This window comes from Streptococcus sp. zg-86 (assembly GCF_017639855.1).
GTDB classification, from domain to species: Bacteria; Bacillota; Bacilli; order Lactobacillales; family Streptococcaceae; genus Streptococcus; species Streptococcus zhangguiae.
In genome coordinates this window covers 434,700-457,268 of sequence record NZ_CP072115.1, presented here as the reverse complement: position 1 = coordinate 457,268, position 22,569 = coordinate 434,700, and the positions used below count along the sequence as shown (strand labels likewise).

Here is a 22,569-nt window from a genome sequence, read left to right as displayed (position 1 = left end):
AACATGTCTCTTTTTTCAGGATTTTATAAAAAAACAAGGGAAGAGCGGATTACTATCGCTGCTGAAACGCGTCAACTTTCCCAATCTAGCATGGACATTCTCCTAGCAGATCAAAATCTCTCAGAATCCGTTGCAGGAAAAATGGCTGAGAATCATCTTGGAACCTTTGCACTACCTTTTTCATTTGTCCCCCAGTTGGTCGTAGACGGAATAGAATACAGTATTCCAATGGTAACCGAAGAGCCGTCTGTAGTGGCTGCTTGTTCTTTTGGAGCTAAAATCATTTCTAAGGCTGGTGGATTTAGCAGCCACATTTCCGAACGCCTAATGATTGGACAAGTTGCTCTCTACGATGTCCCAAATAAAACAGAAGCGCAAGCCGCTATCCTCGCCCAACAAGATCTCTTGCTTCAGCAAGCCAACCAAGCACACCCATCAATCGTCAAAAGAGGTGGAGGTGCGCGACAGCTGACCGTTGAGCAAAAAGATGATTTTCTTATTGTCTACCTCCATGTTGATGTTCAAGAAGCAATGGGAGCTAATATTCTTAACAATATGCTAGAAGCCATTAAAGAACCCTTAGCTGCATTAACGCAAGGCAAAGCACTCATGGCTATCCTATCCAATTATGCGACGGAATCTCTCGTAACAGCTAGTTGCCGCATTCCAATCAAGCAGCTTCATATTGAATCTCACACTGCCTTAGAAACAGCTCAACGGATTGCCAAAGCCAGTCAATTAGCACAAGTCGATCCTTATCGTGCAACCACTCATAATAAAGGCATTTTCAATGGAATTGATGCCCTTGTATTAGCTACCGGAAATGACTGGCGAGCTATTGAGGCAGGGGCTCATGCCTATGCCATCCGAAATGGACAATATCGTGGCTTATCAACTTGGGAAATCACGGATGAAGATCTCATCGGCACACTGACTATCCCACTTCCTATCGCAACAGTTGGGGGCTCTATCGGCCTGAATCCAAAGGTTCAAGTTGCCTTTGACATCCTAGGTCAGCCAAATGCAAGAAGGCTAGCGAGTCTCATCGCTTCTGTTGGGCTCTGCCAGAACTTTGCTGCCTTACGTGCGCTTGTAACCTCTGGTATCCAACAAGGTCATATGAAACTCCATGCCAAGTCTCTTGCCATGCTAGCAGGTGCTCAGGACCACGAAATCGACCAAGCCGCCCAGCTCCTTCGTCAAGCCCCACACACCAATTTAGAAACCGCCCAAGCGATTTTAGAAACTATTCGAATAAAAGCAGAAAAGCCATAGAAACTAATTTCTACGGCTTTTCTTTATATAGTGGATTGAACAAGACAAGGAGCTATAGATAGAACTGGCGTTCATCAAAGCGACTGAACGATGTCCTAACCTTTATTCTATTCACTATACAATACTCTCCATGCGTACTTTCTGCGGTCTCAGGTCTAACCGCTGATAGAAAGCAACAGCCTCCTCATTATCACTCCAAACATCAAGTGTCACATTGTAGCAGTTTTGTTCCTTGGCAAAAGTTAGTGCATACTCGTACAATTGCTGTCCTATTCTTTTCCCTCTCATTCCCTGCTTCACACACAAGTCATCAATAAAGAGGGTCTTAACCGTTTGCAAAACAGAATGCTCTTGGCTTACTATTTTACAGAACAAATGACCAACAACCTCTCCTTCGACTTCATAGACAAAAATTGGTTGGTGGGGATTGATTAGCAACTCCTCTAATTCTTGTGCGGAAAACTTTTGACCCGTTTCTTTGAACAAATCAGGCCGTATCTCATGATGAACAGTCAGAATCTCTTGTAGTAAGGCAGTTAAGGCTGGAATGTCTGTTAATTGTGCTTGGCGAATCATCACGCTCTCCCTTTCATTTTCTTTCTATTATAGCACAAGCAAGAGGGACTCAATCCTGAATTTTAAAATCGATTTTGCCAATTTCGCTTTCTAATTTCTAAGCTTAACTATTAACAGTCCACTAGACTCTTCATACCCTACGAGGTTGACTAAATTTGTAGAATGTTGATTTATCAACGTTTTAGAAATCAGACAATCCTCGCTTTTTGATTTCCCAGCTCAGGTACCAATAGTCAGGAGAGTGACTATTGATTTTGAAATTGAAATTAAAATGCGAATGAACAACGTAAAAGAAAGTATCCTAAAAAGCAATTATAGAATAAGTTGAGCACGCCGATACTAAAACAACTATTCAAATATATACTCATGTCACCAAGAAAATGAAGCCAAATGTGATCAAAATCTTAGAAAACTACTGATTTTATGCCCCAAAACATACCAAAAAGCCCACTGCACAACGCAGAAACGTTGATACAGTAGGCTTTTTTTAAGTCAAGCTTATTTAACAGCGTCTTTAAGAGCTTTACCAGCTTTGAATGCTGGAACTTTAGAAGCTGCGATTGTGATTTCTTTACCTGTTTGTGGGTTGCGACCTTTACGTGCTGCACGCTCACGAACTTCAAAGTTACCGAAACCAATCAATTGAACTTTTTCACCTGCTGCAAGGTAGTCAGCTACTGCTGCAAACACTGCATCTACTGCTGCTGCTGAATCTTTCTTTGTCAATGAAGTTGCTTCTGCAACTTTTGCAATCAAATCTTGTTTATTAGCCATTTCGCTAAGTCCTCCAATTAATTTTCTGAGTTATTACTCACCCTAATATAGTACCTAATTTTATCCATTTGGTCAAGCTTTTCGCACAATTTATTAGCTTTTTCTATAAATATCAAAAATGAGCTGATTATTGTAGAAATCAATGGTATTGGCTTTGACGTATACTTTGTGAGCATTTTCAATTTCTGGCAGATGAATAGTCACGGTTGCTTTTTTGGAATCAATCTCCACAAAGTCTGGTAATTGTGACTGATTTTTAAGATAGGCTAGAATTTCTTCCTTTGGCAAGGATAAGGTTCCAGCAGATATTTCGGATACTGTCAGGAGGATACTGCCGTCATTTAATTTATTGGGCTGAAAATAAATATAAAGTGGAATAGTCAACCCCCAAACCTTATAGGTCCCTTCAAATAAAAGAAATTGACTCGTAGCTGTTACTGTATAGGAAAATGTATCTGTTTGGTAATCCTTCAAATAAGTATCTAACATAGTATTTAATTGTTCTTTATTAGTAGTAAAGGTGCCTACTTTCTGGTCTTTGTCAGAAGCTATTGGTGTAGCTAAGTGGCTTTTCTCTTCTCGACTAGTTGTCATTCGTTCTACTACAACTATTCCCAAAGCAAGTAGAGCAGATACCAAGAGAAGAAAGGCCCATTTCCACTTATTCATTTTTCCATTGTTTTTTTGTTTCACGAATAGCCTCCATAACTGCTTGATTCATGATTTCATACCCTGTATTGTTGGGGTGAAAACGATCTTCTTCAGTGAGTAGATTATTGACGACTTGACTGGGCGAGCTAGCCGACTGGCTAATCCCTTTTTCTCCATCTAAGCCCTTATAGAGCAACTCATTGATAGGAACAAAATAAACCGCTTCGAGAGATTCTACTGTGTCTTTTGTCGTCTGATTCCAATTGTCCACAATCGTCTGCATTTCTGTCAAATCAGGGAAATTGAGATAGAAAGGATTATAAATACCAACAACATAGATTGGTAAGTGAGGATTATCTGCCCTTGCCTTGTCAATAATCTTGACCAAACGTTTACTGTAGTCCTTTGCCGCCTCATCAAAAATAGCAACATCCAATTGCGTGATATGCTCTAAAATAGTCCTACGCAAATCATTTCCCCCAACTGTTAGGGTCATTAGGTTTGCCTTTGCTAAACTTGCTACAAGTTCCGATTCTTCCAGTCTCTTTAGAATCTGCTGGCTAGTATTGCCGGAAACGCCGTAATTGTCATAAGAAACTTGATAGCCGTATTGGTTTCCCAAACTTTGAGCTAGGAGTGGGACAAAGCCACCTTGACCAGTCTTATCCCCTACCCCTTGGGTCAGTGAATCGCCCAGCGCGACATAGTAAAATTTTCTAACTTCTCCTGTCCCATTCTTACTCTGTTCCAGACGGGGTTGGGCTGTTGGAATCAGGAATTGAAAGAAAAAGAGAAATCCCAGCAAGCTGAGAAAAAAGAATAATAAGTGATGTAAATATGTTCGACTATTCATAGCGTACTAGAACGGCCCAGGCATCTTCTCCTGTATGAGTTTGAATAATAGATCCTGTTTCTAAAACAGAGATATCCATTGCCACCAAAGGCTGTAAGACTGCCTTCATTTCCTGAGCAAAATCAGGCTCCCCTGCATAAGAAATACCAATTTCTGCTACCTTTTTAGTCTCCAGGATCTTGATCAATTCATCTAACCACTTTTTGAACGTTTTTGCTCCTCGTCCCTTGGTAATTGGATTTAATTGATGATTTTGCAACTCCATCACGACACGAATATTCAAAAGTGAGCTAATCAAGCCTGTCACACGGCCGATTCGACCACCCTTGACAAGATTTTCTAAGGTTGAAATCCCAATATAAAGCTCTGTTTTTTGACGAACCTCTTCTACCGCAGCAAGAATCTCTTCTTTACTAGCACCAGCTTTGGCCAAACGCGCTGCTGTTACTACTTGGAATTTTGCTGCCTGATCGGTAAAACCAGAATCAATAACTGTTACATCTACACCTGACAAAGCCGCTCCTTGACGAGCTGCTTCTACTGTTCCTGATAGGGCATGTGATAGAAGAATCGAAATAATTTGACTACCATCTGCTGCGAGTTTTGCAAAGGTTTCGGCAAAGACTCCCACCGGAGGTTGACTTGTTTTCGGTAGATGTTTACTATCTCGCATCAATTGGAGAAACTGGCCTTCTTCTAGGTCGTTATCTGAATAAACAACACCATCAACCATAACGGATAAGGGAACAATTGTAATACCTAGTTCTTCAACTAATGCTGGTTCAATCGTTGTACTAGAATCTGTGACAATTTTTATCGTACTCATATCTCTTCCTATTCCTTCACATTTATTCCTTCAATTATATCAAATTTTTCCATTTTCAGCTATCGAAAAGAGGTAGAAAAAAATGCTCCTAGTGGAACATTCTTTCAGTAAAAACGTATCATTTTCTAATCATCACTGGCGACAAAACCGTCATTTGGAATGGCATAGTGCTGGGCAATCTGACCATCGGTAAAGAGAATACCATGCAAAACACCGCCATAAACAGCGCCACCATCCATCCCAATCTTTCCATCAGCGGTCTGCCATAATTTGGAACTCTCCATAGGCTCTCCTGTCAAATGAGTAGTCGGTGTATGTCCAAAAACAATCCCTTTTCCAGTCTTGTTTTCCGCTTCATGGAAAGGAGCTCGAAGCCAGACCTTTTGATAATCAGTCGTATCTTGCCAATTGTCCAAGGTCAAATCAAGACCAGCATGAACAAAAATCAGCTGCTCCGTCTCAACATGAAAAGGCATTTGTCGGATAAAAGAAACCAAGTCCCCTGCTTCATTCCTGATCCGCTCGGCATCCAACACACTGTCTACTGGAGCATCCAAGGGACGACCCAAAATCGAGTTAATGGTCGTATCTCCACCGTTTCGTTTGTAATGATTATAACGCTCTTCTGGATTATCTAGCCAGGCGAGAAACATATATTCGTGATTGCCAGATAAGCAAGTGGCGCCTTTGGTATCCACCAAATACTTGACACGTTCCAGCACCGCTCTGCTATTTTCCCCGCGGTCAATTAAATCTCCTAACAAGATCAACTGATCTTCTTCATTCCAATGTTGAAGAACAGACTCCAGCATACCAGCTTTTCCATGGACATCTCCGATGACAAAATAGTTAGACATCTTTCTTCCTACCCTTTCTTTAAGAGTTCTTTTGCCTGAGTGAGCGCAGCTTCTGTCACATTTTCACCCGCCAACATCTTAGCTACTTCCTCAATCCGTTCCTCAGTCGTCAAGAGACGAACACGGGACACCGTTGAGTGGTCATCACTGATTTTCTCAATAAAGAACTGATAATCTGCAATGGCAATGACCTGAGGCAAGTGAGAAATAGCAAGAACCTGCCCATGACTCCCAATTTTGTGAATTTTTTGAGCAATGGCTTGAGCGACACGACCAGACACACCTGTGTCTACTTCATCAAAGACGATACTGGTCTTACCTTCCTTGCGTGAGAAAGCAGATTTAATTGCCAACATCAAGCGAGACAATTCTCCTCCACTAGCCACCTTAACCAAGGGTTTAAAATCCTCACCAGGGTTTGTTGAAATGTAAAATTCAACCTGTTCATTTCCCTCACGACCAAATTTAGCCTTGCTAAAGCGAACCTGAAAATCAGCCTTCTCCATATAGAGTTCTTTCAACTCCTGCTTGATTTCTTGCTCCAAGCCTTCTGCCAAGAGATGACGAGCAGTAGCTAATTCTCCAGCTAGGCGAATCAATTCTTTTTCGCGATGTTTCAATTCACTTTCAAGGTGTTCAGAGGAGACCTCCGACCCTGTTAAGAGTTGGTATTCCTTGCTAATTTGCTCCAGATAGTCTAAGACATCATCGACTGTGCCTCCGTACTTACGGCTAATACTATAGAGCAAATCCAACCGTCCCTCAACCTGCATCAAGCGATTGCCATCAAAATCTAGTCCATCAATGATTCCTTCCAAGCGCTTGGTAATATCTTCTAAGACATAGTAGGCTTCAGAAAGACTGCCAGCTAGTTCCTTATAACTAGCATCAAACTCCTCAATGGACTCCAAATCATGCATGGCAGAACGGACATTGGTCAGACTGGAAAAATCTTCATTGTCTAGCATCGTATAGGCATTTGCCAGCGTATCTGCAATCTGCTTATAGTTGAGCAACTTTTCCCGCTCTTGGCTCAGTTCCGTATCCTCACCAGCTCGAAGACCTGCAGCCTCAATCTCTGCTATCTGGTATTCCAGCATCTCAATACGGGCTTTATTGTCCTCTTGATTTTTCTGAATGGTCAAAACTTGCTTACGCAAAGATCTATAAGCATCAAAAGCAGCCTTGTAGTCCGCTTTCAATTGGAAAAAGGCATCGTCCCCAAATTCATCTAACATGGCAATATGGTGTTGCGGGCGCATCAACTCTTCCTGATCATGTTGCCCATGAATATCCACTAAGTGCTGACCAATAGCTTTGAGGACAGATAAATTGACCAACTGACCATTGATTCGGCTAATACTGCGACCATTTTGCAATATCTCACGCCGAATAATCAGCTCATCTGACACTTCTAATCCCTGTTCTTCCAAGAGCTCCTGTAGACTTCTACTCTGCTCAATCGAAAACAAACCTTCTATCTCAGCCTTTGGCATCCCATGGCGAATGACATCCGTCGTAGCCCTGCTTCCCAGCATCATATTCATAGCGTCGATAATAATCGACTTTCCAGCCCCAGTTTCTCCTGTCAGGACTGTCATGCCTTGCTCAAAATTAAGGGAAATTTCCTCAATAATGGCAAAGTTTTTAATGGAAATTTCAAGTAACATGGCAACCTACCAATTTTTTATTGTTTCTAAGACATCCTGTGCCTGACTCTTGTCTCGTAAAATGATTAAAATCGTATCATCATCTGCTAAAATGCTAAAAATAAGATGGGAAAAGGCTTCGACAATCTGATTTTTTACAAAGGCCGTACTTCCTGGGACCAACTTCAAATTAAGCATATGATCAAGCATTTCAGAAGATAAGACATTTTTTTCAACTAATTTAAAGCTAGCTGCCTTAGTTTTTGGAAGTTCATAAATATAGCTATTATCCTTTAAAGGCGTTTTGACAATTCCTAATTCTTTGATGTCGCGTGAAACAGTTGCCTGTGTAGCTGTCAGTCCAGAATTGCGTAGATGTTCTACAATTTCTTCTTGCGTTCCAATCTCGAAATCTGTAACAAATCTTCTAATTTTCTCTAGGCGTTCTTTTTTACTCATCTCTAAATTCCTTATGCGCTTGTTCTACAATGGTTTCAATCACGGAAGAAACATGATTGATAGCTGGACTTTCCTTTTTCAAATAGGCTAAAAATTCCACATTTCCATGACCACCCTGAATTGGTGAAAAATCAAGAGCTTTGACTGAAAAACCGGACTCTACTGCGAATTTTGTCACCTTGTCCAAGACCATGCGATGAACTGTCTTGTCCTTGATAATCCCATTTTTACCAATCTGCTCTCGTCCCGCCTCAAATTGCGGTTTGATCAAAGCAACAATATCACCCTCATCTGCTAAAATCGTTGCCAAAGCTGGCAAAATCAGACTGAGTGAGATAAAGCTGACATCAATACTCGCAAATTGAGGTGTCTTCTCAAAATCACTGACGGTTGCATAGCGGAAATTAAACTGTTCCATGCTAACAACTCGCTCATCTTGTCGGATTTTCCAAGCCAATTGATTGGTTCCAACATCCACAGCATAGACTAGGCTAGCACCACTTTGCAACATGACATCAGTAAATCCGCCAGTTGAAGCTCCGATGTCAAGGGTCGTTTTATCCACAACCGATAAGCCAAATACCTGCAAGGCTTTCTCCAACTTGAGTCCGCCACGGCTAACGTATTTCAGCTTCTCACCTTTTAACTTTAACTCGGTATTGTCATCAATCTTTTCACCTGGCTTATCATAGCGCTCCCCATTTACAACAGAGATGACTAAGCCTGCCATGACACCGCGTTTGGCTTGCTCTCGTGTATCAAAAAGCCCCTGTTTATAAGCCAATACATCTACTCTTTCCTTAGCCATGTAATCGTAAACTTTCTACTATCTTTCGAATCTTTTCTGCCTGAAAGGCTGTTTTCTTCTCCAGGTCTTGCAAGAGTGTCTCTACCTTATCCAAACTCATCTCTAAGAAATCCTTTGCTTCTTCTAAACCAAGAAGGGCTGGATAGGTTGTTTTATCTGCTACAAGATCCTTGTTTGGGGTTTTGCCCAGTTCTTCAAAACTAGCCGTCACATCTAAAATATCATCCCGCACCTGAAAAGCAAGGCCAAGCCATTCCCCTGTTTCTTGTAAGAGAGATTTTAGTTGACTATCTGCTTCCATCATCACCCCTGTAGCTACAAAGGGATAGGCGAGTAGTTTTCCCGTCTTATGGGCATGAATCGCTTGCAATTCTGCAAGATTTAACTGCCGTTTTTCCCCTTCCATATCAAGGACTTGTCCACCAACCATGCCAAAGGTTCCAGCAGCCTTAGACAAGGCCACAATCAGTTCTATCCGAATCTGACTAGGTAGCTCTGCCATTGCCACCAAAGCATAAGAGTCCAAAAAGAGGCTATCTCCAGCTAAAATGGCCATGTCCTCACCAAATTTTTTGTGGCTCGTCAAGCGCCCTCTGCGATAATCGTCATTATCCATAGCAGGTAAATCATCGTGAATCAAACTCCCTGTATGGATCATCTCAAGGGCAGCAGCCACCTGCATATGGGCATCGGTCAGCCTAATCCCAAATCCCTCTAGCAACTCCAAGAGCAAAAGCGGACGCAGACGCTTGCCACCTGCCTGAACGGAGTAAAGAATGGTTTCTACTAACTGAGGGGCGACTGGCTTTGTAGCATAAAAGTCCAAGATAACCTGCTCAAGCCACTTTAATTGTTCTACTTGCTTCATTCCATATCCGTTTCTGTTCCATCTGCTTGCATGACCTTCACCAAGGTCTTTTCTGCTTGATGCAGTGTTTCTTGCAATTCTTTGGAGAGTTTCATCCCTTTTTGGAATGCAGCAATCGCATCTTCCAGTGCCACATCTCCACTTTCTAAATGTGTTACAATCTGCTCCAAATCTGCTAAATTTTCCTCAAATTTCTTTTGTTTTGACATCCTTTACCTCAACTTCTAGGTGACCATCTCGTAGCTGAATCGTCACATTTTCTTCTTTTTTCACCTTATAGACACTATCAATGACTTGACCATTCTGCTCTAGTAGCGCATATCCTCGTGCCACAATCCGACTGGTATCCAGCAGTAACAGACTGTTTGCCAAGCGCTTAACTTCTGCAACTTTCTGATCATAGATGATAGCAGTATTGCTCCGTAACAATCGTTTCTGCTGGGCTAATTTCTCCTGATAGAGAGCAATTTTCTGAGCTGGCGAGCATGCAAGCAAACGCTGAGTCAACACTTGAGTCTGTTTTTCCCCGCTATGTTTATATTCGAAAATCGATTGTCGCATGCGCAGTTGTAATTGATCTAATTTTTGTAAATAGGCATCATACAGCCGTTCTGGCTGTCGAAATATCACTGAGTGAACTAATTTCTCTAACCGTTCACGATGATAGACCAACCGATTTCCCATAGCTTTACTCATCCGATTTTCCTGCTGTTTGAGATGAGATAGCAAATCTAATTTGGTTACAGGTGTTGCCAATTCCGCTGCTGCTGTTGGGGTTGCTGCACGCCTATCTGCTACAAAATCTGCTAAGGTTGTATCTGTTTCATGGCCCACACTTGAGATAATCGGAATTCGTGATTCAAAAATGGCTCGGACAACTTCTTCTTCATTAAAAGCCCACAAATCCTCAATAGAACCACCTCCACGCCCAATAATCAGCACATCAAGGTCTGCTCGCTCATTCGCCCTACGGATATTTTGAGCAATCTCGGTCGCTGCACCATCTCCCTGCACCTTGGTGGGATATAAGACAATCTCGCGACCTGGGAAACGCCGGCTAACCGTCGTAATAATATCTCGAATGACTGCTCCACTAGGACTAGTCACTACTCCAATTTTTCTTGCAAATTGCGGAATGGCTTGCTTGAACTTGTCTTGAAAAAGCCCCTCGTCCCCCAATTTCTTTTTTAACTGCTCAAACTGAATAGCAAGAGCACCAATTCCGTCTGGTTCAGCCTTCTCAATGATAATGGAGTAACTGCCACTCGGCTCATACAACTGAACCCGGCCAATGACATTAAGCTTCATGCCTTCTTCCAACTCAAAGCCTAGCGATTTATAAACACCTGCCCAAACAGTTGCCTGAATCACTGCCTTTTCATCCTTCAGCGAAAAATACTGGTGACTCGGTCGCTTACGAAAATTAGACACCTGACCCGTCAAATAAACCCGCTCTAAATACGGATCCCGATCAAACTTCAACTTCAAATACTTGGTCAACGATGACACCGACAAATAATCTGGCATAAAACTCCTTTCACTAAGATATGAGGGCGTTAAAAAAGCGAATGAAAATTAGGAAACATGACGAAGAAGCAGAACTTCTAGGAATGTTTATCTATTTTCCGAGCTTTTAGCCCGAATTCAATTAAACAAGATACGAGGGCGTTAAACAACTCCTAGACAAAATAGGAAATCGAAGCAGGTTGTCTTGCAACCAATGAGATTTATCTTTTTGCCAGCGAGTTGTAGCCCGAATTCAATTAAACAAGATATGAGGGCGTTAAACAACTCCTAGACAAAATAGGAAATCGAAGCAGGTTGTCTTGCAACCAATGAGATTTATCTTTTTGTCAGCGAGTTGTAGCCCGAATTCAATTAAACAAGATACGAGGGCGTCAAACAACTCCTAGACAAAATAGGAAATCGAAGCAGGTTGTCTTGCGACCAATGAGATTTATCTTTTTGTCAGCGAGTTGTAGCTCGAATTCAATTAAACAAGATACGAGGGCGCTTAAAACATACTGTATACCCTTAGGGCATCCGTATCTGTAAAGCGAGCAAGCTCGCAACAGCTACAGAAAAATTAGGAATCTTGACGAAGAATCTCCTTGATTCTAGGAAAGATTCTCTCTAAAGGGAGGCAAGACTGCAACTAACTAAAGCTAGAACAGCTCTGTCTTTTTTTACACAATACCTAAGCTATATTCAGCACAACAAGATACAAACTTTTCTTGTATTTTCCGTTCTTTATTATACCAAAAAGAGTGGAAAATGACTAGGAAAGCACCATCTAGTCATTCACCTGCATGCTGATTTACTAATAACAATACAGACCATTCCCTGTAGATTATTTGTATGAAAAAAGCACCTAGATCGCTCTAGGTGGTTCACCATGTTCCTCATTAAATAAATATATCATTATGAGGAATGACTATCTTAGAATAAAATACTCCTCTAATTAAGATTGACACCCAATCCATTTATACTTGTTAGAAAATCATTCTAAGTTTCAATTTTGGAATCAGTTGAAACAGCACAGCTCTAAAACGATTTGAAGCGTTTTTGTAAAAATACCATTGTTTTGGAATCAGTTGAAACAGCACAGCTCTAAAACATATCAACTGCAGCGCCTTTGGGGGTTCCTGTTTTGGAATCAGTTGAAACAGCACAGCTCTAAAACTCCAGAGGGCGACAAAAGCTAGAAGTCCGCGTTTTGGAATCAGTTGAAACAGCACAGCTCTAAAACAAATTATACCGAAATACAAAACAAAATAAAGTTTTGGAATCAGTTGAAACAGCACAGCTCTAAAACTGTGATGTAATAACTGGTAAATCTATTATAGTTTTGGAATCAGTTGAAACAGCACAGCTCTAAAACTGCATTGTGTTTAGACACGGTGATATACCGGTTTTGGAATCAGTTGAAACAGCACAGCTCTAAAACTTCAACAGTCGAATCCCGCTATTAATGGTGGTTTTGGAATCAGTTGAAACAGCACAGCTCTAAAACGTTTTTTCTTGTGGTAATGACTAACTTGTAGTTTTGGAATCAGTTGAAACAGCACAGCTCTAAAACAGTATCGGAGTGCTTGTCTTTTTGGGAAATGTTTTGGAATCAGTTGAAACAGCACAGCTCTAAAACAAGACTTAACAATAATTGATTTTTTCGTAAGTTTTGGAATCAGTTGAAACAGCACAGCTCTAAAACTAGGAGTAAATACTTTCTTAGGAATTGGAAGTTTTGGAATCAGTTGAAACAGCACAGCTCTAAAACTCGTCCAATCGTAAATTGGATAAAAATTATGTTTTGGAATCAGTTGAAACAGCACAGCTCTAAAACAAACCGCAGTCAAGACCTCGATTTGCCAGTGTTTTGGAATCAGTTGAAACAGCACAGCTCTAAAACAGCTAATTGAGGAGGTGGACGATGATACCAGTTTTGGAATCAGTTGAAACAGCACAGCTCTAAAACGAGGAGTGACATCAATTGGTGCTGCCTTCTGTTTTGGAATCAGTTGAAACAGCACAGCTCTAAAACGTCCCGAGCGTCATCACAAGCGGCTTATTGGTTTTGGAATCAGTTGAAACAGCACAGCTCTAAAACCAACCGTATTGCGACTGATGCAGATTATCGGTTTTGGAATCAGTTGAAACAGCACAGCTCTAAAACGTGATTTGGACTAGCTTTTTCTGCTCGGTCGTTTTGGAATCAGTTGAAACAGCACAGCTCTAAAACAGCCGCTTCACTCACCACGTAATTCTGGCCGTTTTGGAATCAGTTGAAACAGCACAGCTCTAAAACGCCCTCGAAGATTTAGAAAGCGGCATCGCAGTTTTGGAATCAGTTGAAACAGCACAGCTCTAAAACCATTGAACAAAAGTTCAAGAAAAAAATTCAGTTTTGGAATCAGTTGAAACAGCACAGCTCTAAAACCGTACACCGATTGCATAATCGTAGTGTGGCGTTTTGGAATCAGTTGAAACAGCACAGCTCTAAAACTAGATATACACGTCCGTAGGCTGTTATGTAAGTTTTGGAATCAGTTGAAACAGCACAGCTCTAAAACTCGCCAAACGTTGAGTGTGAGGAGAAAAAATGTTTTGGAATCAGTTGAAACAGCACAGCTCTAAAACACAGGCTGGTATTCTCCAAGAACTGTAACAGTTTTGGAATCAGTTGAAACAGCACAGCTCTAAAACCATCTCCAATGTTGTACTCGTGCTTGGTATGTTTTGGAATCAGTTGAAACAGCACAGCTCTAAAACTAATGCTTGTTATCCCCAATCATGGCAATCGTTTTGGAATCAGTTGAAACAGCACAGCTCTAAAACTTGACAATCTCACAAAACAAGCGATTGTCCGTTTTGGAATCAGTTGAAACAGCACAGCTCTAAAACCGCCTTGCGTTAGCAGAAGCAGAGAAGCTAGTTTTGGAATCAGTTGAAACAGCACAGCTCTAAAACGCCCCTATATTCATTTCTTTTTTTGGTTGAGTTTTGGAATCAGTTGAAACAGCACAGCTCTAAAACATAAGGTGTATTATATTTTTGTAAGCTAAAGTTTTGGAATCAGTTGAAACAGCACAGCTCTAAAACAACTTGATAAAGTCTCATATGCTACAATCTGTTTTGGAATCAGTTGAAACAGCACAGCTCTAAAACTCTCCGACATGCGCAAGTGACAATCATTAGGTTTTGGAATCAGTTGAAACAGCACAGCTCTAAAACAAGGAAAGACGGAAGGAGCTGACCGTGAAAGTTTTGGAATCAGTTGAAACAGCACAGCTCTAAAACATCCCGCTGAAGATAGAAACAATATAGTCCGTTTTGGAATCAGTTGAAACAGCACAGCTCTAAAACTGCTGTGTCAATAGCTCGTCCAGATATTCGGTTTTGGAATCAGTTGAAACAGCACAGCTCTAAAACATTTATGTTGACGGTAAAAACCACATTAATGTTTTGGAATCAGTTGAAACAGCACAGCTCTAAAACCTTGACGTGCACATGAATAACTAACGGAACGTTTTGGAATCAGTTGAAACAGCACAGCTCTAAAACATCCGCTTGGGACGGTTTGACTCGTATCTTGTTTTGGAATCAGTTGAAACAGCACAGCTCTAAAACGGTTCGTAGCGTGGCAACATACTATCACCAGTTTTGGAATCAGTTGAAACAGCACAGCTCTAAAACGATAACGTCGAGCTACTGAACCGAAAATTAGTTTTGGAATCAGTTGAAACAGCACAGCTCTAAAACAGTCAGTACTTTACATTAATAGAATTAAAGGTTTTGGAATCAGTTGAAACAGCACAGCTCTAAAACGCAAATACCGTTCCATCAATCCAGCTTCAAGTTTTGGAATCAGTTGAAACAGCACAGCTCTAAAACTGATTGCCGTCAGGCTTTTTTACTTTTTTAGTTTTGGAATCAGTTGAAACAGCACAGCTCTAAAACATCAGTTAATGAATGAAATAGAGCTCTTGTGTTTTGGAATCAGTTGAAACAGCACAGCTCTAAAACTAGAGATGCTGTTATTGAATGGTATCGCAGTTTTGGAATCAGTTGAAACAGCACAGCTCTAAAACTATTCCACCAAACACTCGATTCCACGCAAGGTTTTGGAATCAGTTGAAACAGCACAGCTCTAAAACTAACTCCTGCGCATGGACCATCGTACAGCGGTTTTGGAATCAGTTGAAACAGCACAGCTCTAAAACTATCCAGTTTGAACGAAATCGTATCGTCAAGTTTTGGAATCAGTTGAAACAGCACAGCTCTAAAACAGTTTAGGGCAAGCGTATATCGTTCCTTATGTTTTGGAATCAGTTGAAACAGCACAGCTCTAAAACAAACATCTTGGAAATCGTACGGCAAGAATTGTTTTGGAATCAGTTGAAACAGCACAGCTCTAAAACTCTCCGCTATTGACCAAAAAGCTAACTCTAGTTTTGGAATCAGTTGAAACAGCACAGCTCTAAAACTCTAAATCGCCAAACTTGTGAATCCGTACTGTTTTGGAATCAGTTGAAACAGCACAGCTCTAAAACATGGTGTTCTTAAACCAGTAGAAGCTAGAAGTTTTGGAATCAGTTGAAACAGCACAGCTCTAAAACTACACATGCACATCAGAATATGAGTGTCTCGTTTTGGAATCAGTTGAAACAGCACAGCTCTAAAACAAGAGGATAAGGCTAGAATAGCAATGGTTCGTTTTGGAATCAGTTGAAACAGCACAGCTCTAAAACATGCGTATTTGGATATCTTTTGGATTGATTGTTTTGGAATCAGTTGAAACAGCACAGCTCTAAAACTTATGATTGCCCTTTCGTCATATGCTTGCGGTTTTGGAATCAGTTGAAACAGCACAGCTCTAAAACTGAACTGTGCAGACCTGCTCATCTCATTGCGTTTTGGAATCAGTTGAAACAGCACAGCTCTAAAACTCTTTCAAAGTCCGCTTTGTTTGACCGTGTGTTTTGGAATCAGTTGAAACAGCACAGCTCTAAAACAGATAACGATGTGGTTTATGTAAATGAAGAGTTTTGGAATCAGTTGAAACAGCACAGCTCTAAAACTATTCTTCAGTATAGTTTATAAATATTTTGGTTTTGGAATCAGTTGAAACAGCACAGCTCTAAAACTGAAGGCTTATCGTTATCAGGCTGTTTTTGGTTTTGGAATCAGTTGAAACAGCACAGCTCTAAAACCTCGTAGAAAAAATTTTTTACTAGATTTCGTAATCGCGCCATTCGTCTCAGCTAGACTCTCGTTCCAACCGATTCCAACTATTCTATCTTATTATACCATATGTTCAACAGTTAAGAAATAATCTTGGTCAAGGATATATTGTGGGAAATCGTATAATTTCTTAGGCTCTAAAAACAAGACTGTCTGATTCGATAAGCTAATATATTCTAATAGCTTCACTAGCTCTGTTCTTGTTAAATAAGCTCCAATATTGAAAAAGACAAGTATCCGTTTTTTCTGTAGGTAGTTGTAGATTTGTAAAATTTCAAAACATTTTTCAAAAATTGTATCGCTCCTCGTCTCAATCTGTACTCCTAATGCCTTGATCAACTCTAAAATAGTAATCTCATCATATTCTAGATCCAATTCATTCTCCAAACATTCAAAGGCAATCAAATCTGTAATAGTTGATGCTAATTTCTCAATCATAGATTTCACTTCAGGTTTTTCATTCAACTGATGTTCAATTCCAGCATGAACCAATTTCAATAAAGTTGGAGAATTGATATCATAGCCTAAAATATCCGTCACCAGCATTAGCTCATTCCCCGATAATGCCTTGTTTTTCTCATCAAAAATCTTCAAATCGTTATTTTCAGGATACTGATAAAAATTTCTGATGATTGCCGCATAAAGACTCGTGTCTTCAACGACTAAAATCGTAGGTTGACCAATCGAAAGCGCAGTATCTAAAATAGGCATGTTAATCTTCAACATGATAATCCTCCCCTAGAAAGACAATCCGATTTTCCGTATTTGCAATACTGGTATTCTTCTCTCCATGCAAGTAAATCATCCTAGCAAACTGCTTCTCTGTTACTGTCAATAAGCTAATATGACCCTTTTGAGGATTATTTTCTCTCAAACGACCAATCATGGCTTGATTTGCCGTTCTATTTAACAGGAGCTTGCTATAAATTGAAAATTGATGCATGATAAATCCCTCACCCAGCAAAAATTTTCGGAATTTACGATAAGCCTTTCGCTCATCAGCAGTATCGGTTGGCATATCAAACATTAATATCATCCGCATATATCGATAACTCATATCCTAAATTCAGGAACTCCTTTACCTTCCTTATTCAATGCTTTGACAACTTTTTTCGTATAATCACTTACGATATTCGTGAGATACATATCTTTTCCCATATAAGCATAGGTCTCGGAAAACATAGAGAACAACTCACGTTTAATATGGACAAACGAAGAAGTCCGATTTTCATATACAATCCGATCCACAATCGGTCGAAAAGGTTCCATAATATCACTTGCGAAATTGAACTGATTAAATTGGTTGGCATGTTTCAAGCCGAATTGTGTCATACACCCCGTCACAACTACTTCACGTGCAAACAAACTCAGCAATAGCGTATATCCATAATCGAGTGCTGCATTGAGATCATTGTCTATCTCCCTCGAAAAATCATTTCCAAATAAGCGATTAAAATAAACTCTCGCCGCATGTCCCTCACGATTTGTCGGATCAAATAACTCTAACTCGCGATGGAGCTTCATGAGTGACTCAGATTTTTCATAGAAACCACATACTCCTAAAAAATATCCTTGATTCAGAATTTTCTGGGAAATAATCTCTGTCCACACATACGCCTTTACTTCTTCGTCCCAAGCAATCTGCTTTGATAATTGCAAGCTCGAATCATGCCGACCATAGTAAGGCATGAGCATAGCTGTTGGTAAACGTTTATCATCGCAAAAAATCACTAAAATATTCTCATCTACCAAACGCTTTATCAGCATCGTTGATAACAAAATATCTGTTGTTTCTAACAACAAGATGTCAATCTCAGACAGGTGAATCAACTCTGTCCGAGATGCATCTTTAAAAATCAAGTGATTATTCTTATAAGATAACTTCGAGTGAGTATTGACTACTACCGTTCGCCAGCCCATTACTCTCCTCCTAATTTACTCAAATCAATCCGAGTTTCATAAAGACCAGTAACTGACTGCTGAATAAGAGTCGCATCCAAACACTCTTTGGTAGAAGTGTAGCGTTTCCGGTCAACTGTCTGATTAAAGAATTTAAAGGCAGCTGGTGCTCCAAAAGCTGTAAAGGTCAACAGATTGACAAAAGAAGAAGTGAATTTCACAATATCGTCTGCATCCGCCTGATGATATAGTTTCTCAATTTGTTGCCATTTATCTTCTGCTAAGACATATTTCTCTGCAAACCTACCTATGTAATCAAGTAAGTCTTTAAACCGTTCCATGTTCTCTGTCACATACTTGAGATGATTTTCTTTATCATCGTGCTTTTCAATCCTTTGGGCGTGATAGAGTAAGGCTACCAGTTCTGCCGGCAATACCATTTGATTGCCTTTTTGCAATTCTGTTGCACTAGCTAATAGGCGTCGTCGTCCATTTTCTAATTCAAACAAACTATATTTAGGCAATTTGACAATAGTATCTGCTTGGATATTATGATACCCTCTCTTTTCAAGAAAAGCGACTGGATTTTTTTCAAACGCTGACCGCTCCATGATGGTAATTCCAACCAATTCTTTCACAGTCTTTAATTTCTTTGTCCTGCCCTTTTCTACATCTGCAACAACTAGAACAGAGTATGCAACTGTCGGCTCTTTAAAACCACCATATTTCTTTGGATCAAGGAAGGTCTGTTTAGTTTTTCTAGCAATCAGTTTAGCAGAGTCTCCTTTTGGTTGAATGGTTTCTTTAGAAAAACCTCCTGTTTGGACTTCTACCTTTTTCACCACATTGACTTGTGGATAAGAAAGGACTTTTCGAACAGTTGCAAAATCTTTTTGCTTATCCCAAATAACCTCACCTGTTTCTGGATCACTCTCGACAACTAGACGTTCAATAACTTGCCCATCTGCTAACTTAATCTTTATTTTGAAGAAATTCATCAAGTTTGAGTAAAATAACTTCTTGGCTGTTGCCTTTCCAATTTCAGATACATCATTGGACTTGGTGAAAAATTTACGAATATCCTGCTTTTTATAGTCTCCATAGACAAATTCTGGCGCTAACTTTGGATATTTTTTCAAGAGAGCTGTACCAACAACTGCATTTAAATAGGCATCATGAGCATGATGATAATCATTGATTTCCCGAACCTTATACAATTGAAAATCCTTACGGAACTGCGATACTAGATTTGATTTCAAGGTGATAATCTTCGTCTTTCGGATTACCTTACCAGCTTCATCTTTTTCCTTATTCCAGCGACTATCTAAGATTTGAGCAACGTGTTTGGTAATTTGTCGAGTTTCCACTAATTGACGTCTGATAAAGCCAGCCTTATCTGCTTCTGTCAAACTACCACGCTCTGCTTTTGTTAAATTATCAAACTTACGTTTCGAAATTAAACCAGCCTTCTGCAGTTGTGACCAATAAGATTTCCTTGCACGAACCACTTCTATGCTTGGAACATTATCTGACTTCCCACGATTTGCTGCAGAACTTGTCAAAACTCGGTTATCCAGCGAATCATCCTTGATAAAACTTTGTGGAATAATGTGATCAATATCATATTCACCCAACTTATCACGATCCAACGGATTACCCGTATACATATCACGACCATTTTGAATGTAATAAAGAAACAGACGATCATTTTGAAGACTTTGATTATCTACATCCTTGATATTAATTTTTTCTTTACCATCCAGTTTATTCATCCCATCTTGTAGTTTTTTCAAGCGTGGTTGTGAATCTCGTCTTCCCCTGTTCGTCGTCTGATTCTCACGCGCCATTTCAATGATGATATTTTCTGGCGCATGCCCTCCCATCACTCGAACTAACTCATCTACAATTTTTATACTTTGGAGGATGCCTTTTTTTATGGCTGGACTACCTGCTAGTCCACGTACGGTATGAGCTAAACCATCCTCCTCACCAATTACCTGTGCCTTGTCAATGATTTCTTTGAAATCCAAATGATCGTCATGTATCAATTGCATGAAATTCCGATTTGCACGACCATCATCAATAAGATAATCCAAAATCGTCTTTCCAGTTGCTTTATGGCGAATGCCATTGATGAGTTTATAAGACAACTTTCCCCATCCTGTGTAATGTCTACGCTCTAGCTTTTTCAATTGCTCTTTCGTAAGCTTATCGCGATACTTCTCAAGACGCTTGCGAATTATCTCCCTATCTTCAAATAAAGTCAAGGTATGAATGATGTCTTCTAACACATCTTGATTAGCTTCATCATCTAAAAAGGATTGGTCTAGAATCTTCTTCAAATCATGATAGGTGCCTAGGGAAGCATTAAAAGCATTATTGTCCTTATCCAGACCCGTTAAATCAATAATCCTAAATTCATCAAATTCTAAATGTAAATAATTTAGCAGTTTTTCTTTCGTCACTTTCCGATACTTTTTGAATACACGATCAAAAATTTCTTGTTTCATATTCGTATCAAAAAATTCTGCTTTCCCTTGCTCGTTGATGTATTTTACTCTTGTCAACTCATTATATACGCTAAACGATTCATAGAGGAGACTATGCTTTGGAAGCACTTTTTCTTCTGGTAAATAAAGATCGTTTGACGTCATCCGAGTGATAAATTGCTCTGCTGACTGTCCCTTGTCAATCACATCGTCAAAGTTCCATGGAGTGATATGCTCATCTGACTGATAGGAAGCCCAAGCAAAACAGCTACCCTTGCGTGCCAAAGGTCCAACATAATACGGAATTCTGAAGGTTAAGATTTTCTCAATTTTCGCTTGATTTTCCTTCAAAAATGGATAATGCTTGCTTTGGCGACGTAAAATTGCGCGCATTTCCTGAAGATGGATTTGATGAGGAATCGATCCATTGTCAAAAGTACGTTGCTTCCTCAAAAAATCCTCACGGTCAATTTTGTCCATAAAGCATTCACTTTCTTCAATTGTTGATAAAATTCCTTTTAGATAACGATAGAAATCTTCTTGTCTGACCCCTTTGTTAATGTAGCCAGCGTAACCATTTTGACTACGGTTTTTAAAAATATCTGAATACCTATCTGGTGCATTATTCTTGATAAATGCCTTCAACTGAGCTAAATCTTTCTGGTGTTCCTCATAGCGATTAACCATAGAAGCAGATAGAGGAGCTTTAGTGGAAGTATCATTTACCGTCAAAATTCCTGATAATAAGATAGCATCGTAGAGTTTCTTGACGCTAGTAAACAGATCAGCATACTCATCCCCGATGTTCCCTAACAGCTTCTCTAAGTCCTCTTCGTACGTATCTTTTGAAAATTGCAACTTGGCATCTTCAGCTAGTTGAAAATTCGATTTAAAGTTAGGCTGTAATCCGAGAGCTAGTGCCACCAGATTTCCAAAAAGAGTATTTTTCTTCTCCATTGGATACTGTTTGATTAAATTTTCCAATCGGCGTGATTTGCTTACTTTTTCAGTAAAAATCTCCTGTACATCAACTTTTATCTCTCCTAGATGACTCTCCTCAACTAGTCTGTCATACTCTTCTATAAACGTATTGAATAAACGTTGAATATCGACATTTTCAACTCCTAGCTCACCCTCAATCAAGAAATGGCCACGAAACTTCATCATATGCGCCAAAGCAAGATAAATCAGGCGTAAATCAGCTTTCTCTGTTGAATCCGCCAAATGCTTTCTCAAATGATAAATCGTTGGAAAATTTTTGTGATACTCTACCTCATCTCTTATATTACCAAAAATAGGGTGACACTCTTCTTTTTTATCATCAGCATCCAAGAAAGACTCTTCCAGACGATGGAAAAAAGCCCCATCTACTTGATTCATTTCTTCAAAGAAAATCTCCTGCAGGTAACGAAGACGATTTTTCCGACGTGTATAACGGCGTCTCGCAGTTCGTTTTAGACGTGTAGCTTCAGCCGTTTCACCATTATCAAACAGTAAGACGCCCAGCATATTCTTTGTCACAGACTGCTTGTCTGTATTTCCCTGCACTCTAACCTTTCGAACAGGGACTTTATAATCATCTGTAATCACTGCCCATCCGACACTATTAGTGCCAATATCAAGGCCAATTGAATAGTTTTTCTTACTCATACTTTCCCTCCTTTATATATGAGAATAGATTAAACAATGACAACCATTATTAGGTTAACAATCTCCTTAGTAGCTTTATAAACCCCTTGAGACACTTTAATAACTCTCCAAACTCCAACCAATCAACCTTTTAAATTTATATTTTTAAAGCCTTATAACATAGCCTTATATAAGTGATTATAACACAAAATACA

At 39.8% G+C, this 22,569-nt stretch carries 17 protein-coding genes and 1 CRISPR repeat array; of the genes, 1 reads left to right on the top strand and 16 read right to left on the bottom strand.

Annotated elements, in window-relative coordinates; all coding sequences use genetic code 11:
- The first annotated feature begins 3 nt into the window (after positions 1-3).
- Entirely contained in the window at positions 4-1,275 is a 1,272-nt protein-coding gene (locus J5M87_RS02365; protein ID WP_154608157.1) for a hydroxymethylglutaryl-CoA reductase, degradative, read from the top strand.
- Between the two features lie 114 nt (positions 1,276-1,389).
- Here the strand turns inward: J5M87_RS02365 and J5M87_RS02360 are convergent, their stop codons facing one another.
- The 16 genes from J5M87_RS02360 to cas9 all read right to left on the bottom strand — a co-directional run bounded on the left by J5M87_RS02360 (position 1,390) and on the right by cas9 (position 22,375).
- Positions 1,390-1,854 carry a GNAT family N-acetyltransferase gene (locus J5M87_RS02360; protein WP_160463213.1) on the bottom strand — a complete coding sequence of 155 codons (465 nt, stop codon included), beginning with the start codon at positions 1,852-1,854 and terminating at the stop codon, positions 1,390-1,392.
- A gap of 495 nt (positions 1,855-2,349) precedes the next feature.
- Positions 2,350-2,625, bottom strand: a complete 276-nt coding sequence (locus J5M87_RS02355) for an HU family DNA-binding protein (RefSeq protein WP_067086181.1) — start codon at positions 2,623-2,625, stop codon at positions 2,350-2,352.
- Between the two features lie 93 nt (positions 2,626-2,718).
- Complete coding sequence (locus J5M87_RS02350; RefSeq protein ID WP_160463214.1) at positions 2,719-3,318, bottom strand: YpmS family protein; 600 nt, start codon at positions 3,316-3,318, stop codon at positions 2,719-2,721.
- Positions 3,287-4,129 carry an SGNH/GDSL hydrolase family protein gene (locus J5M87_RS02345; protein WP_154608155.1) on the bottom strand — a complete coding sequence of 281 codons (843 nt, stop codon included), beginning with the start codon at positions 4,127-4,129 and terminating at the stop codon, positions 3,287-3,289. Before J5M87_RS02345 ends, J5M87_RS02350 begins: the two co-directional genes overlap by 32 nt.
- Entirely contained in the window at positions 4,122-4,955 is an 834-nt protein-coding gene (locus J5M87_RS02340) for a DegV family protein (RefSeq protein WP_154608154.1), read from the bottom strand. Before J5M87_RS02340 ends, J5M87_RS02345 begins: the two co-directional genes overlap by 8 nt.
- Before the next feature lie 125 nt (positions 4,956-5,080).
- A complete protein-coding gene (locus tag J5M87_RS02335; RefSeq protein WP_154608153.1) occupies positions 5,081-5,812 on the bottom strand; it encodes a metallophosphoesterase in 732 nt (243 codons plus the stop codon).
- A gap of 8 nt (positions 5,813-5,820) precedes the next feature.
- Positions 5,821-7,482 (bottom strand): DNA repair protein RecN, encoded by a 1,662-nt coding sequence (gene recN, locus J5M87_RS02330; protein WP_154608152.1) that lies wholly within the window; start codon positions 7,480-7,482, stop codon positions 5,821-5,823.
- A 6-nt stretch (positions 7,483-7,488) separates the two neighbouring features.
- Positions 7,489-7,920, bottom strand: coding sequence for an arginine repressor (locus J5M87_RS02325; protein WP_154608151.1), 432 nt, complete (start codon positions 7,918-7,920; stop codon positions 7,489-7,491).
- A complete protein-coding gene (locus tag J5M87_RS02320; RefSeq protein ID WP_154608150.1) occupies positions 7,913-8,728 on the bottom strand; it encodes a TlyA family RNA methyltransferase in 816 nt (271 codons plus the stop codon). Before J5M87_RS02320 ends, J5M87_RS02325 begins: the two co-directional genes overlap by 8 nt.
- Complete coding sequence (locus J5M87_RS02315) at positions 8,721-9,596, bottom strand: polyprenyl synthetase family protein (protein ID WP_154608149.1); 876 nt, start codon at positions 9,594-9,596, stop codon at positions 8,721-8,723. The genes J5M87_RS02320 and J5M87_RS02315 overlap by 8 nt, the downstream gene beginning before the upstream one ends.
- Complete coding sequence (locus J5M87_RS02310) at positions 9,593-9,805, bottom strand: exodeoxyribonuclease VII small subunit (protein WP_154608148.1); 213 nt, start codon at positions 9,803-9,805, stop codon at positions 9,593-9,595. The genes J5M87_RS02315 and J5M87_RS02310 overlap by 4 nt, the downstream gene beginning before the upstream one ends.
- Complete coding sequence (gene xseA / locus J5M87_RS02305) at positions 9,783-11,123, bottom strand: exodeoxyribonuclease VII large subunit (protein WP_154608147.1); 1,341 nt, start codon at positions 11,121-11,123, stop codon at positions 9,783-9,785. The genes J5M87_RS02310 and xseA overlap by 23 nt, the downstream gene beginning before the upstream one ends.
- Before the next feature lie 988 nt (positions 11,124-12,111).
- Positions 12,112-16,306: a CRISPR direct-repeat array (repeat unit 36 nt; unit sequence GTTTTGGAATCAGTTGAAACAGCACAGCTCTAAAAC).
- 91 nt (positions 16,307-16,397) lie between these two features.
- Positions 16,398-17,063, bottom strand: coding sequence for a type II-A CRISPR-associated protein Csn2 (gene csn2, locus J5M87_RS02300; protein WP_154608146.1), 666 nt, complete (start codon positions 17,061-17,063; stop codon positions 16,398-16,400).
- Positions 17,050-17,394 (bottom strand): CRISPR-associated endonuclease Cas2, encoded by a 345-nt coding sequence (gene cas2, locus J5M87_RS02295; RefSeq protein WP_154608145.1) that lies wholly within the window; start codon positions 17,392-17,394, stop codon positions 17,050-17,052. The genes csn2 and cas2 overlap by 14 nt, the downstream gene beginning before the upstream one ends.
- Positions 17,391-18,257, bottom strand: coding sequence for a type II CRISPR-associated endonuclease Cas1 (cas1, locus tag J5M87_RS02290; protein ID WP_154608144.1), 867 nt, complete (start codon positions 18,255-18,257; stop codon positions 17,391-17,393). Before cas1 ends, cas2 begins: the two co-directional genes overlap by 4 nt.
- On the bottom strand, positions 18,257-22,375 hold the full coding sequence (cas9, locus tag J5M87_RS02285) for a type II CRISPR RNA-guided endonuclease Cas9 (protein ID WP_154632444.1): 4,119 nt from the start codon (positions 22,373-22,375) through the stop codon (positions 18,257-18,259). The genes cas1 and cas9 overlap by 1 nt, the downstream gene beginning before the upstream one ends.
- Positions 22,376-22,569 lie beyond the last annotated feature (194 nt).